Raw genomic sequence first — 14,067 nt, 5'->3', positions numbered from 1 at the left:
CATTTGTAAAAAGTGTACTTGTCCAAAATTGTGCTGATAAAAAAGGGAGCTAAGCTCCCTTCTCTTCTTTAACGCTATGTTATCTCACCGCTAGGCCAATACTTTAAGTACAAGCAGCTTAGGTTAAGATCTTGAATAAGTGCGCTTTCAGTGCGGCAAAATCAGCGGGTAAGTCAGCCGACAAGATAGGTTTATGGGCAACGGCCTCAAGCTCAACCGGCAGTGGTAAGTTAAGATTTAGCTCTCTATCCACCACATCCTTAAATTTCGCAGGATGCGCCGTACCTAAGAATATACCCACTTCGTCAGGCACTAAGGTTAAAGACAAGGCTTTAGCTGCAATCGCCGCATGGGGCTCAGACACATAACCTTGTGCATGCAACTCAGCTAATGCCAGTGAAGTTTGCTCTTCAGATAAACGCATGCCCACTAAGTTACTCAGCGGCCAAGCTAATTTCTCACAAATGGCTTCCACTCGCGGCCAGTTACTTGGCTCACTCACATCCATCGCATTAGACATAGTCGCTTGGGTTTGATTGGGCTGCCATTGGCCGTTTTCTAAATAGCGCGGCACAGTATCATTCGCATTGGTTGCGGCGATAAAGCGTTTAACCGGTAACCCCATGGCTTTGGCGAATAAACCCGCCGTCAGGTTACCAAAATTCCCACTTGGCACTGAAATCACAGGATCGGCATCGTGGCGCTGTTTAGACTGGGCAACGGCTTCAAAGTAATAACAAATTTGCGCGAGTAAGCGACTGATATTAATAGAGTTTGCCGAGTTCAAGCTCAAACCCTCGCGGACTTCTGGATCATCAAAGGCGCGTTTAACCAGATCTTGGCAGGCATCAAAATCGGACGATACGGCAACTGTGTGGATGTTTTTGCCCAACGTCGTGAACATCTTTTCCTGTAGCTCACTGATCTTACCCTTAGGATAGAGCACCACCACATTGACTTTCTCAAGTCCATAGAAAGCATCGGCAACCGCGGCGCCGGTGTCACCCGAAGTCGCAGTCAGAATGGTTAAGCGTGTGTCGCCGACAAAGGTATTGACACATTGCGCCATAAAACGTGCACCAAAATCTTTAAATGCCAGAGTAGGACCGTGGAACAATTCGAGGCAAGCGCGCTGCTCATCGACGGCAACCAAAGGTAAATCGAAGTTAAAGGCACGCTCAACCAGTTCATCGACCGCATCTTGGCCTAATTCAGAGGCAAGCCATGCACCGAGCACTTTTTTACTGCGCTCAACAAATGGCAGCGCCAGCAGCCCTTCAATATCGTCTAAGACCGGAATTTGGGTGGGAAAGAACAAACCTCTGTCCTGACCTAAACCTAATTGCACTGCCTCTTTAAAGCTCACTTTCTGCGAAGGGTGTTTTAAATTATATAGTTCCATGCTCACTCGACCTTTTGATGCTAAGCCTTAAATGCTAATTCTTGATGCATGCTCTTTATGCATAAGATGGATATTTAGCCTTAATGCTTAGTCTTGATACTAAAAATAAGAATTAATCGACTCTACGCGTGCCTTGCTCATCGAGGCGACACACGTGGGCAAAGCCACCCACCTCGGTTAAATAATGCTGTTCTAACCAAGCTTTAGCGGCATTTGCCGTGGCTAAATCATCGGTAATCGAAAACAGCGTTGGGCCACTGCCAGAAATCCCCGTCGTCAACATGCCTAAATCGGCTAACGCGGCTCTAGCATTGTCGTAACCGGGAATCGCGGCGGCGCGGTAAGGCTCGGCTAACACATCTTTTAACACGCTGATCGCAAGCTTGGCATTTTGCTGGTAAGAGGCATGTACAAAGGCACTTAAATAACGGCCAAAATCGATAGTGACACTTTTATCGTATTGGTCGGGCATAAGTTTACGCATCATCGCCGTTGAGAGTGAAATGCCTGGATAGGCCACAACCCAATACCATTCTTTAAAACTCGGTATCGCTTCACATACAGTGCCCGGCACATTGAGCATCAATTGCATGCCGCCCAAATAACAGGGGGCGACGTTGTCATAGTGCACACTGCCGCTGATCTTACCTTCAAACTCGCCCATCAGTTCCAGCAGGGCTTGCTCGCTGTAAGGTCTGTCAAAATGTTCATTCAAGGCATATAACGCCGCTACGACTGAACTTGCACTCGAACCTAAACCACTGCCAACGGGCAGGTTCTTTTCCAGTGTCAGCGCTACGCCTTCATCTGCTTTACCAAGCGCTTCTAAATACTCCTTACTCAGTGCGGTTAAGAAGAATTCGGCACATTGGTACACAATATTGTCTTGCGGATTTTCAGGCAGTTTATGGGCCCAAGCACCAGTCTGCGCCAGACTCACACCCGACTCTGCCGCCGCGATAGTCACTCTGTCGCCCAGTAAACTGCCATCGATAGGCGCCAAAGCGGCGCCCAGTAAATCAAATCCGACTCCCACGTTACCCATAGAGGCTGGAGCATAAACGGTCAAACTCATACACTCACCTCACGAGTCCAATTCAAGGTTCTTAATACATCGGCAAAAGCGCCAGCGGCAGTCACTTCCGTTCCCGCGCCATAACCGCGCAGCACAAAGGGAATGGGCTGATAATAACGGCTGTAGAATGCCAAGGCATTTTCGCCGCCTTTAACACTATAAAGAGGATCTTGTGCATCGACTTCGGCGATACGCACACGGCACACACCGTCTTCAATTTGCCCCACATAACGCAGCACTTTACCTTGGGCTTTGGCCTGCGCCACTTTAGCGGCAATAGCAGCATCAACCTGCGGCAAACGCGCCATAAAGCTTTCGACATCGCCTGAATCATCAAACTCGTCGGGCAATACAGATTCAACCTGCACGTCACTGAGTTCTAGCTTTAGTCCCACTTCACGGGCAAGGATGAGCACCTTACGCGCCACATCCATACCACTCAAATCATCACGGGGATCGGGCTCAGTAAAGCATTTTTCCCGCGCAAGACCTGTCGCCTCGGAAAGCGTCATACCTTCATCGAGCATGCCGAAGATAAAGGATAAAGAGCCCGATAAAATACCGTTAAACTTATGCAGTTTATCACCTGCAAATAACAGTTTTTTCAGGTTATCGATCACAGGTAAACCCGCGCCGACTGTGGTTTCGTATAAAAATTGGCGGCGCTGTTTTAAGGCCGTTTGGCGAAGCGCTTGGTAATAAGCATAATCGCGTGTGTTCGACTTTTTGTTCGGCGTGACCACATGCAAACCTGAGTTCATCACATCCAAATACAGATCCGATACTTGCTCGCTCGAAGTGCAATCCACCAGCACTGGATTAAGCAATTGTTGCTCTTTCACCCATGCCAGTAACGCTGGGATATCGCAGGCTTGCTGACTATCGGCAAGCAAACTAGACCAGTTGCTTAAATCGATACCCGCACTGTCGAGTAACATCTTATTCGAATTCACTATGCCGCAAACACGGATACTGATGTGCTGCTCTTTGAGCATGGCAGACTGTTGTTTTATCTGTTCGAGCAGGCCCGCGCCCACATTGCCGCAACCGACTAAAAACACATCTAAATATTGCTGCACATCGAAAAAGCCTTGATGACAAGCCGCCACCGCATGCTTAGTCTTACGCTGCTCGATCACTGTCGAAATCGAGCGCTCGGACGAACCTTGGGCGATGGCGATAATGTTCACGCTTGCCTGTGCTAACGCTTGGAAGAAACGCGCCGCCACCCCTTTATGGGTGCGCATGCCATCACCAATCAAGGACACAATTGCCAGTTCATGGCGCATAGCGATAGGTTCAAGCAAGTCACTTTTTATTTCTAATTCAAATTCTTGCTCTAATGCCCACTTCACTTTGGCCGAGTCAGACGTCGCCACACAGAAACTAATACTGTATTCAGAAGAACTTTGAGTGATTAAAGACACAGACACGCCGCTGCGGGAAATCGCCGCTAAAGTACGGCTCGCCATCCCAACCATGCCCTTCATACCTGGGCCTGAAATATCGAACATGGTCTGGTTATCTAAATTGGAGATAGCTTTAACCTGCAAGCCGGTTTCATCGGCTTGGTTTGAAACCAGAGTGCCGGGGGCATCGGGGTTAAAACTGTTTTTGATATAACAGGGAATATGGAACTGAGCAATAGGGGCAATCGTCTTAGGGTGCAATACTTTAGCACCAAAATAGGACAGCTCCATCGCCTCTTGATAGCTGAGCTGAGACAAGAGTTTAGCGTCGGCAACCACACGGGGATCGGTATTATAAACACCGTCAACATCGGTCCAGATTTCACAACTTGAAGCATCCAAACAGGCGGCGAGCACGGCAGCAGAATAGTCAGAACCATTACGGCCTAACGTCACCACTTTGCCCTGTTCATCGGCGGCGGTGAATCCCGGCATCACCCATACGCGTTTTTCACCTAATGCCAACGCGCGAAACCTTGGCTTACTCACAGCGATATCAACGACAGATTCTAACGGACGACCACGACCTAAAAATAAGGCGCGTGGGTCAAGCTGAGCCGAAGTGATCCCCTTTGATATCATCACTTGTTCCATCAAGGCAGCTGATAAACGCTCACCTGCGACCACGATTTCAGCGCGGATGCCATCGGGACACTCTTGCAGTAATCCGATACCACGTAATCTATCCTGCCAGATCACTAGCTGGGCATTGAGTCCAGAAAAAAGCTGTTCGCTTTGCTCACTCGACAACACTGAGTTAACGGCGTCTTGGTACAGCGAAGTAAATACCCGCTCAACGTGCTGCAGCACAGGTAAATATTCTTCACCTTTAACGGCTACGTCGACCATTTCTAATAAAGCATTCGTCACAGTTGCAGGGGCCGATAGCACTGTGGCTACGGGTTCTAGCTTAGATGACTTGGCAACGATATCCGCAGCCATCGAGAATCGCTGCCAATTTGCAAGCGAGGTACCACCAAATTTCATTACTTTCATCTTGTTCTCCTGTACCGCGCCCGACTAAGAAATAAGAGCTATAAACAAAAAAGCCCGCTTCTTTGTGGGAAGCGGGCTCATTGTTAAAATTCTTTAGGGTGTATCAGCCCGCCCCCACTGTTGTTGTAGTGGTGGTTGTAATAATGGTAGTTACTACGAAACCTAGGCTATGCATGTGTTTGGGCTAATCCATGTTAATTTCTTGATAAACAGAATTGCTTTTTTTACCCGCGCTTGTCAACCCCTAAAATGGATTATTTATCAGCAAATCTTCACACTCGATAAAATACTGTATCAAGATTAGTTAATATAAAGTTTTCTAGGGGTAAAAATGCGATTTATGCAATAGATAACTGTTGACGTTAACGTAACAAAGCGAGAAAGCTATTAGGTAATCACTTATTTTTCAGATAATTATTTATAGTTCACTTTTAACTAATGCGTTATTTGTTCTACCTCATCACTCAGACCAAATTGACAGGCTAACGCGCAAAAATCACATTACACATGCTGCACCGCGTAAAACTGGCTTTAATCTGCCGAAAAAAAAGCTGTGCGATATCTAACATAAGCCACTTCAAATTATCGCCAGCACTAAAAAAGCACGTTATTATGCGCGCACATTCCGAATTGGAGGCGATATGAAGATCACTCAACACAGCGCGGTAACCATTCATTACCGTTTATCAGATCAAGAAGGCAGACTATTAGAAGACTCTTTCGACTCTGAACCTATGCTATATCTGCACGGCACTGAAAACCTGATCCCAGGTTTAGAAGCCGCATTAGATGGTAAAACCAAAGGCGAAAAACTCGATGTCACTATTAGTGCCGAAGAAGCCTATGGCCCTTACCACGATGGCCTACGTCAAGCCGTGCCATTAGAAGCCTTTGGTGATATCGAAGATATCGTCCCAGGTATGCGCTTTATCGCCGAAACTGAAATGGGTCAACGCCCAGTTCAAGTCATGGAAGTGAAAGACGATGTGGTTATCGTCGATGGCAACCATCCTTTAGCGGGCCAATCGCTCAATTTCAGCGTCGAAATCGTTGACGTTCGCGAAGCCTCTGCCGAAGAAATCGCCCATGGCCACATTCATGCCCAAGGCGGTTGTGGAAGCCATGGACATGATCACGATCACGGCGGTGGATGCTGTGGCGGTTCAGGCAAAGAAGAAGCTGGCGGCTGTTGTGGTGGTGGTTCTGACCACGATCATGGACATCACCATGAAGATCACGAAGCCTGTGACACACCTAAAACAGGTTGTGACGGCAATGGCGGCTGTGGTTGCCGCGGCTAGATACAGATTGATGCTCAAGGTGAGCTAGAAATAGCTCATCCCTAAGCGATTGAACTGCCATAGTTTAACCTTTGAAGATGCGCGCCCTTAATTTAAGGTCGTGCATTTTTTATACGCAAGCGTTTATACTATTCGTAATAGATAAATAAGTGACTGGTAAATTGAAGTATTCAAATTTTATATGAATATTTTCAATTAGATATTGATATCAACCTGAGTTAAGCGACGGAGTGCTTATGTTAACCAAACCCCTTTACGAGATTTTGCCTTTTGGCTACATGGCGCTCGGCAGTTCGAGTTTTATTGCACTCGACATCGACTATGCCCTAGTTGCGGCTACAGTAGTGTTCGTCTTAGGTGCGAGGATCTATGTTATGCGTTCTCAAAACCGTCGAACTGACTCGGTAAGACGTCGTAAGTCGGGCTATCTTCCCGAGATGATTTATAACTTCTTACCTTTTATCTATCTCATAGCGGCATTGGCTATCTTTAAATTCCTTCCCAAAGACCTTTACCCAATTCTGGCCATCTGCTTACTTAGTTATGGCCTATATATTCTGGTGCGTCGTTCACTCTATCGTCGCCATAAGCTGCCCATCACGCCTTAAGGCTGTTACCAAAACAAGCACAAATGATGTCCACAGGGCTTGTTTTCATAAGAGTACTAACCAATCAATTTTTGAACTTTCGCTCTATGGTCGGGAGACATATTTTTCAAGTAATTAGAGCAACGGGTGATCGTCGCAATACTCACTTCATATTCTGCAGCTATGTGCCTTTGGCTCATATCCCCATCCAATAACAACTGAAATACCTTTAAGCGTCCAGCAACGGCACTACGCTCTTCTTCGGTTAACAGTAAATGAAACAACACAGAAAGATCTTCATAATTGCTGTGGCTCAAAATCTTTTCTAATACTAGATCCCAGTTTGCTCGCATAATAACCCTCATAAGTACTGTTCAAGCATTACATTGGCAGTCTAACAGATTTAACTCCAGCACGGTCTACTTGATTGCTCTCCTCAAACAGTTACTAAACCACAGCTAAGACGATCAATACTGACACTGTGACACCTACACGCATATCTAACACCAATAATATTAAATATCTATTCATTCAGCGGGAGTTCAACGCGCTTTAGACAAGGCGAAGGCTTGAAAGCATAGTGGTCTCTGTCAAAAGCCTTGAACGCAGCATGAAGCGCGTTTCCATGCCGTTAACATCTGCCGCCCTTAGGAGGCCTCATAAACATCCCACTCCCGTGCTGCATTGACTTCCATTTCTACGCCAATGCGCCTTGGATTGAGATGCCTGTGAGGCTCTGAACTGATTAAATACTTCATGTGATTGGTATAAGGCAAAAGATAGTGATACCAAGAGAATTAGGCTGAAGCGGAGAAAGCCAAAACGGGTTAAACCGCCACAGATTTAAAAATAAAAAAGCCCTGCAATTGCTTGCAGGGCTTATCTATTTTGGTGCGCGTGGAAGGAGTCGAACCTCCGACCGCCTGGTTCGTAGCCAGGTACTCTATCCAGCTGAGCTACACGCGCAAACTCGTTTTTGTACTTCTAATAGATCCCATCATGATTGAGTCTAGGATAAGCACTTTTATCTCGCAAATTTATTCTATTCCCCTCGACTAAGAGAATAGAATGGCGGAGAAGGAGGGATTCGAACCCTCGATGGGAGTTAAAGCCCATACTCCCTTAGCAGGGGAGCGCCTTCGGCCACTCGGCCACCTCTCCGCGTTTAACGCTTTAAATCAACAAGACGTGTCTCGTTAACTATATTGGTGCGCGTGGAAGGAGTCGAACCTCCGACCGCCTGGTTCGTAGCCAGGTACTCTATCCAGCTGAGCTACACGCGCATGTTAAACGGTAAAACACTAATACGACCTAAATCATATTAATTTAAATTGGTGCGCGTGGAAGGAGTCGAACCTCCGACCGCCTGGTTCGTAGCCAGGTACTCTATCCAGCTGAGCTACACGCGCATGTTAAACGGTAAAACATTAATACGACCTTAATCATATTAATCTAAATTGGTGCGCGTGGAAGGAGTCGAACCTCCGACCGCCTGGTTCGTAGCCAGGTACTCTATCCAGCTGAGCTACACGCGCATTTTAACATTTTGCTATAAGCAATTATCTACAAAATTTCTAACTGAAATTCAAAACTGATGAGTTAAAGATTAACTAATGCAGAAATGGTGCGCGTGGAAGGAGTCGAACCTCCGACCGCCTGGTTCGTAGCCAGGTACTCTATCCAGCTGAGCTACACGCGCGACTTGTATCTAAGTTTACTTTTTCAATAAAAAATGGTGCGCGTGGAAGGAGTCGAACCTCCGACCGCCTGGTTCGTAGCCAGGTACTCTATCCAGCTGAGCTACACGCGCACTGTTTTCTATCTGTAAGAAATGGCGGAGAAGGAGGGATTCGAACCCTCGATGGGAGTTAAAGCCCATACTCCCTTAGCAGGGGAGCGCCTTCGGCCACTCGGCCACCTCTCCGTTTTCTTGGCGCACATATTACTGTTTGACGAAAATAAGTCAAACCCTTTTTCCGAAACAAATTCCATTTGAACTGTTTTTAATCACATTGCTGTTATATCAAGCCAATGTATTGATTTACGCCAATCTTTCGACCTAAAAAATAAAAAAGCCAGTTAAAAAACTGACTCTTCTGTTGCCGTAGTACACTTGCCAAAACAAGGTACTAAAAGTTACCACCTTCCGATGGTGTACCTGATTTTTCAGATTGAATGCGTTGGTAGATTTCTTCACGGTGAACAGAAACCTCTTTTGGTGCATTCACACCAATACGCACTTGATTGCCTTTTACCCCTAGCACTGTAACTGTGACTTCATCACCAATCATCAGTGTTTCGCCAACACGACGAGTCAAAATCAGCATTCGATAGCTCCTTTATTTCTTAATTCAGCTTACACACGGCACTCATCCGGTAGATGGGCTTATTATAAGGTCAGCTTAGTACAAATTAATAGTATTCAATACTCAAACGGTTATTTAATTACACCTTATTTAGCTCGAAAGCGTGATGTAACGCCCGAACCGCCTTGTGTAAGTCCCTTTCATCGATAACGGTTGACAATTTACTCTCTGACGTCGTGAGTAACTTAGCATGAATAGTTTCATTACCCAAGACTTCTAACATCTTAGTCAATAATCCCATTTTTGCCTGTAAACCTTTGCCAACTAAAGATACTTTTGCACGTTGCCGTTCGATAATCAATGGTCCGAGAGCAAGGCTTTCGCTTAAGCCTTCGAGCTCATTAAGCAGAGTATCAACCTTAGCTTCAGCGAGCATAAAACTGACTCGACCCGAAGGATCATCCTCGTGGATCCTCAATGGGGAAATAAATTCCACATCGATCTCCAATCGCGTTAAACAGCCTAATAACGCTTGATAGCGTTCACTGGTAGTAAACAGCCCTTCAATAGTCAGCGTTGCCAGCGCCTTATTAATCGCAATACCTTGAACTAACGAGGCAATAGTGAGTTCAGACTCGTCGCCAAATTGGATTAACGTCCCCTGCCCAGCTTCAAAGCTCGACAAGACTCGCAATGGCACACGAAAACGCTCGGCGTATTCGACTGAATCGGGATGCAATACTTTGGCGCCTAACTTTGCCATTTCGAGCATCACATCAAACCCAATCACATCGAGGCGACGTGCACTGCTATCGATATTCGGATCTGTGGTAAATACCCCAGCCACATCAGTAAAAATCTGGCATTCATCGGCTTCTAACGCTGCCGCTAAGGCTACAGCTGTGGTATCTGAACCACCGCGCCCTAAGGTGGTCACTTCGCCTTGAGGATCGATGCCTTGAAACCCTGCAACGATCGGCACAACACCATCGGCAAGCAGGGATTGCAAATACTCAGTATCCACTCGCTCGATGCTGGCGCGGCCAAATTGACTATTAGTATGAATTTGTACCTGATCGCCCGTAAGGGATTTCGCCTTTATGCCGCGGCGCTGTAACGCCATCGACATCAAGGCAATGCTCACTTGCTCACCCGTTGACACTAACATGTCTAATTCGCGCGCCGAGGCCCGCGGATTAATTTGTGCTGCCAGTGCAAATAGTCGATTAGTCTCACCCGCCATTGCAGATAAGACTAAGACTTGCTGCTCACCATTGTGAGCTGACTTTGTAATCTGCTCAGCGACCGCTTCGATACGTTCAATAGAACCCACCGAAGTGCCGCCGAACTTTTTCACAAAAAGCTTGCTACCACTAAGCTTTCGTTTTTGGGGCACAGCAACCTCTTAAGCTAGACGCTCAGTAATCCAAGGTAATACTTGAGCCAATGCCGCATCCAGATTTTCTGGCTGGCTACCGCCCGCTTGAGCCATATCAGGACGACCACCGCCTTTACCGCCCACTTGTGCAGCGACCATAGCGACGAGCTCACCCGCTTTGACTTTACCGATCAGATCGTTACTCACACCGGCGATCAGGTTAACTTTCCCTTCCTGCGCGGTGCCAAGCACGATAATGGCCGATTTCAATTTCTGTTTTAATTCATCTTGCAAGCCGCGTAATGAACTTGCCTCAACGCCGTCTAATTTTTTGATCAGCACGTTAACGCCATTAACTACAACGGCATCGCCCACTAAATCTGCACTCGCTGCGGCAGCTAGCTTGTCTTTCAGCTGCGCCATTTCTTTTTCAAGTTGCTTCATTTTGTCGAGCTGGGCTTTTAATTTAGCGACAACTGAGTTGGCATCGCCTTTCAATAAGGCCGCAGCTTCTTCCAGTTCAGCTTGTTGCTGCGCCACATAAGCCATAGCAGCGGCACCAGTCACGGCTTCGATACGACGAACACCTGCTGCAATACCCGCTTCAGAGGTAATTTTGAATAAACCGATATCGCCCGTTCGGCCCACGTGGGTACCACCACACAATTCGATAGAGAAATCGCCCATAGTCACAACACGCACTTGTGAGTCATATTTCTCACCAAAGAGTGCCATAGCGCCTTTCTCTTTAGCTTCATCTATGCCCATTTCAGCGGTTTTAAGTTCATGGTTACGACGAATTTGAGTGTTAACTAATTCTTCAACTTCTTTTAATTCAGCGGCTTTTACGCCTTCGAAATGGGAGAAGTCAAAACGTAAACGCTCAGGATCAACCAATGAACCTTTTTGCGAAACGTGAGTACCGAGCACTTGACGCAGTGCAGCATGCAATAAATGTGTAACAGAATGATTTAACTGAGTACGGTGACGCAGTTTTTTGTCGACTTTTGCTTCAACAACTTGGCCAACACTCAAGTTACCTGTAGCTAACACACCTTGATGGCCCGTTGCTTGACCGTACTTTTGCGTGTCATTAACGGTAAATTCAACACCGTTCGCAACCAGTTGGCCTTTATCGCCCACTTGACCGCCAGATTCCGCGTAGAAAGGTGTTACATCGAGCACGACAACGGCTTCATCACCCGCTTTGATCGCCGTCACTGACTCACCGTTTTGATAAATCGCAGTGATCTTAGCTTGGCCCGCTAATTCGGTGTAACCACTGAATGCGGTTTCAGCATCGATTTTCAGCGCTGCGTTATAATCTGCACCAAAGTTACCGGCAGCTTGTGCGCGGCTACGTTGTTCAGCCATGGCGACTTCGAAACCTGCTTCATCGACAATGATGTTGCGCTCGCGACATACGTCAGCGGTCAAATCCATTGGGAAGCCATAGGTGTCATACAGCTTAAATACGGTTTCACCGTCTAAGGTGTTACCTTTTAACTCGTTTAAGGCCGCATCTAAAATGCCTAAACCACGTTCAAGCGTCCGGGCAAATTGCTCTTCTTCCGCTTTCAGTGCTTTTTCAACAATCGCTTGAGTCTCAGCTAACCCTTTGGCCGCATCGCCCATCACCGCAATCAAAGACGGAACCAGCTTATAGAAGAAAGCTTCGGTCGCGCCTAACTTGTTACCATGGCGAACGGCGCGACGAATAATACGGCGCAGCACATAACCGCGGCCTTCGTTCGACGGCATAACACCATCGGCAATAAGGAATGCACATGAACGGATATGGTCGGCAATGACGCGCAGTGACTTCTCGGTTAAATCGCTTACGCCGATGATTTCTGCCGCTTTAGCGATCAACGTACGGAATATGTCGATTTCGTAGTTAGAATGTACGCCTTGCATAATCGCGGCAATACGCTCAATCCCCATGCCGGTATCAACCGATGGCTTAGGCAAAGGCAACATTTCACCCGATGCTTGACGGTTGTACTGCATGAAAACGATGTTCCAGATTTCGATGAAACGGTCGCCATCTTCTTCAGGACTGCCAGGACGGCCGCCCCAAATATGGTCGCCATGGTCATAGAAAATCTCAGAACATGGGCCGCAAGGACCGGTATCACCCATTTGCCAGAAGTTATCTGACGCATAAGCAGCACCTTTGTTGTCGCCGATACGGATAATGTTCTCAGCAGCAACACCAATTTTTTTATTCCAGATTTCAAAGGCTTCATCGTCTGTTTGATAAATAGTGACGCACAGACGTTCCTTCGGCAGCTTTAACGTTTCAGTTAAGAAAGTCCAGCCAAAACGAATCGCTTCTTCTTTGAAATAATCACCAAAACTGAAGTTACCCAGCATTTCGAAAAAGGTGTGATGACGTGCTGTATAACCGACATTATCTAAATCGTTATGCTTACCACCGGCGCGCACACAACGTTGAGCAGTGGTCGCACGCGTATAATTGCGTTTGTCCATGCCAAGAAACACGTCCTTGAACTGGTTCATGCCTGCATTGGTAAATAAAAGTGTGGGATCGTTGCCTGGCACTAATGAACTACTGTCCACAACTTGATGACCATTGCTGCGGAAAAATTCGAGGAAAGCGCTTCTAAGCTCTGCTGTAGTTTGATACATGAAATCATCCTGAATTGGGTAAGCATTACCAGCTACGCCTTAGGCTAGCCGTATTTCTATTTGCCCAGCATTATAAGCAGACTGAGGAAGGACGACCAGCCTTGATTGGTGATATATACCCAAACAACCTCAAGATACAGAATTCAGCGGAGATTTAACGCACTTTAGGCAAGACGGTTATTTATAGACCTAGTGGGCTAAGTTAAGAATAACCAACACTGCATAAAGTGCGTTAAAGCCCACGTAAGAGTGGCTAGAGTCAAAATGGCAAGGTAAAGAGTAATTGATGACGATATGAATTTTGCGCGATTAAGGCCAGTGTCGAGTGAATTTAACTCGATATCAAACCTAATTGTACTAAGCCTATTGAGTGATATTTAAAGGAGCTTTGCAGTCTTAAGGTTACATCGCAATCGATGAGTTGAGGCAATTAATAATCGTCGTCGAGATCATTGGGATCTGAATCTAACGCATAAGTGATTTGATCGTAGCTAAAGCCTTGACCCATTAAAAAGCGCACTCGTTTGGCCTTTTCCTTCGCGATAAGATCCCGAGCTTTAGAGCCCTTCACTTCTGTTACGCGGGGAACACCATATTTTTTGGTGGCTTTATCTTTTGCTAGCTCAAACCAGTCACAATCACTATTGGTTATCGCCGCTTCAATACAATCTTTAGACAAGCCTTTTTGCGCTATCGCTTGGCGGATACGGATAGCACCGTGCCCTCGACTAATGTGGCTACGCACCAATAATTCAGCATAGCGATTATCATTGATAAAACCGGAGGATTCACAAGCGTCGAGTACAGGTTCGATATCGTTAAGGTCGAAGCCTTTCTCGAGCAATTTATCGCGGATTTGTAAGCGGGAATAATCGCGGCGCGCTAACAGCGCGACCGCGAT

General features: G+C 46.6%; 10 protein-coding genes and 8 tRNA genes. 2 read left to right on the top strand and 16 right to left on the bottom strand.

The window, feature by feature from the left end:
• Positions 1-118: 118 nt before the first annotated feature.
• From thrC to thrA, 3 genes are all read right to left on the bottom strand, one after another.
• The gene (gene thrC, locus Q4Q49_RS18540; protein WP_312000069.1) at positions 119-1,402 is read right to left on the bottom strand and encodes a threonine synthase; all 1,284 of its coding nucleotides are present in this window, start codon (positions 1,400-1,402) and stop codon (positions 119-121) included.
• Positions 1,403-1,514: 112 nt separating this feature from the next.
• Entirely contained in the window at positions 1,515-2,477 is a 963-nt protein-coding gene (gene thrB / locus Q4Q49_RS18535) for a homoserine kinase (protein WP_312000067.1), read from the bottom strand.
• Positions 2,474-4,942: a bifunctional aspartate kinase/homoserine dehydrogenase I gene (gene thrA, locus Q4Q49_RS18530; RefSeq protein WP_012088617.1), complete on the bottom strand. Its 2,469-nt coding sequence runs from the start codon at positions 4,940-4,942 to the stop codon at positions 2,474-2,476. The genes thrB and thrA overlap by 4 nt, the downstream gene beginning before the upstream one ends.
• A 641-nt stretch (positions 4,943-5,583) precedes the next feature.
• Between thrA and slyD the strand changes: the two genes are divergently transcribed.
• Both slyD and Q4Q49_RS18520 read left to right on the top strand, forming a co-directional pair.
• Positions 5,584-6,243 (top strand): peptidylprolyl isomerase, encoded by a 660-nt coding sequence (gene slyD, locus Q4Q49_RS18525; protein ID WP_312000066.1) that lies wholly within the window; start codon positions 5,584-5,586, stop codon positions 6,241-6,243.
• Positions 6,244-6,479: 236 nt separating this feature from the next.
• On the top strand, positions 6,480-6,851 hold the full coding sequence (locus tag Q4Q49_RS18520) for a hypothetical protein (RefSeq protein WP_107948605.1): 372 nt from the start codon (positions 6,480-6,482) through the stop codon (positions 6,849-6,851).
• A gap of 56 nt (positions 6,852-6,907) precedes the next feature.
• Here Q4Q49_RS18520 and trpR read toward each other — a convergent pair whose 3' ends face one another.
• From trpR to Q4Q49_RS18455, 13 genes are all read right to left on the bottom strand, one after another.
• Positions 6,908-7,183 carry a trp operon repressor gene (trpR, locus tag Q4Q49_RS18515; RefSeq protein WP_063882757.1) on the bottom strand — a complete coding sequence of 92 codons (276 nt, stop codon included), beginning with the start codon at positions 7,181-7,183 and terminating at the stop codon, positions 6,908-6,910.
• Between the two features lie 536 nt (positions 7,184-7,719).
• A tRNA-Arg gene (locus Q4Q49_RS18510) sits at positions 7,720-7,796 on the bottom strand.
• 103 nt (positions 7,797-7,899) lie between these two features.
• Positions 7,900-7,991 (bottom strand) — tRNA-Ser (locus Q4Q49_RS18505).
• Positions 7,992-8,036: 45 nt separating this feature from the next.
• A tRNA-Arg gene (locus tag Q4Q49_RS18500) sits at positions 8,037-8,113 on the bottom strand.
• Positions 8,114-8,162: 49 nt separating this feature from the next.
• Positions 8,163-8,239, bottom strand: a tRNA-Arg gene (locus Q4Q49_RS18495).
• Positions 8,240-8,288: 49 nt separating this feature from the next.
• Positions 8,289-8,365: transfer RNA gene (locus tag Q4Q49_RS18490), tRNA-Arg, on the bottom strand.
• An 87-nt stretch (positions 8,366-8,452) separates the two neighbouring features.
• Positions 8,453-8,529 (bottom strand) — tRNA-Arg (locus Q4Q49_RS18485).
• 34 nt (positions 8,530-8,563) lie between these two features.
• Positions 8,564-8,640 (bottom strand) — tRNA-Arg (locus Q4Q49_RS18480).
• A gap of 22 nt (positions 8,641-8,662) precedes the next feature.
• Positions 8,663-8,754 (bottom strand) — tRNA-Ser (locus Q4Q49_RS18475).
• Between the two features lie 205 nt (positions 8,755-8,959).
• Complete coding sequence (gene csrA / locus Q4Q49_RS18470) at positions 8,960-9,157, bottom strand: carbon storage regulator CsrA (RefSeq protein ID WP_006082602.1); 198 nt, start codon at positions 9,155-9,157, stop codon at positions 8,960-8,962.
• A gap of 118 nt (positions 9,158-9,275) precedes the next feature.
• A complete protein-coding gene (locus tag Q4Q49_RS18465; protein WP_006082603.1) occupies positions 9,276-10,532 on the bottom strand; it encodes an aspartate kinase in 1,257 nt (418 codons plus the stop codon).
• Between the two features lie 9 nt (positions 10,533-10,541).
• Positions 10,542-13,166 (bottom strand): alanine--tRNA ligase, encoded by a 2,625-nt coding sequence (alaS, locus tag Q4Q49_RS18460; RefSeq protein WP_312000065.1) that lies wholly within the window; start codon positions 13,164-13,166, stop codon positions 10,542-10,544.
• 430 nt (positions 13,167-13,596) lie between these two features.
• Complete coding sequence (locus tag Q4Q49_RS18455; RefSeq protein ID WP_409373250.1) at positions 13,597-14,067, bottom strand: regulatory protein RecX; 471 nt, start codon at positions 14,065-14,067, stop codon at positions 13,597-13,599.

The sequence above is a fragment of the Shewanella sp. SP1S1-7 genome, assembly GCF_031932105.1.
GTDB lineage: Bacteria > Pseudomonadota > Gammaproteobacteria > Enterobacterales > Shewanellaceae > Shewanella > Shewanella baltica.
Note: the sequence above shows the minus strand (reverse complement) of the source record. Positions and strands in the feature narration are given on the sequence as shown.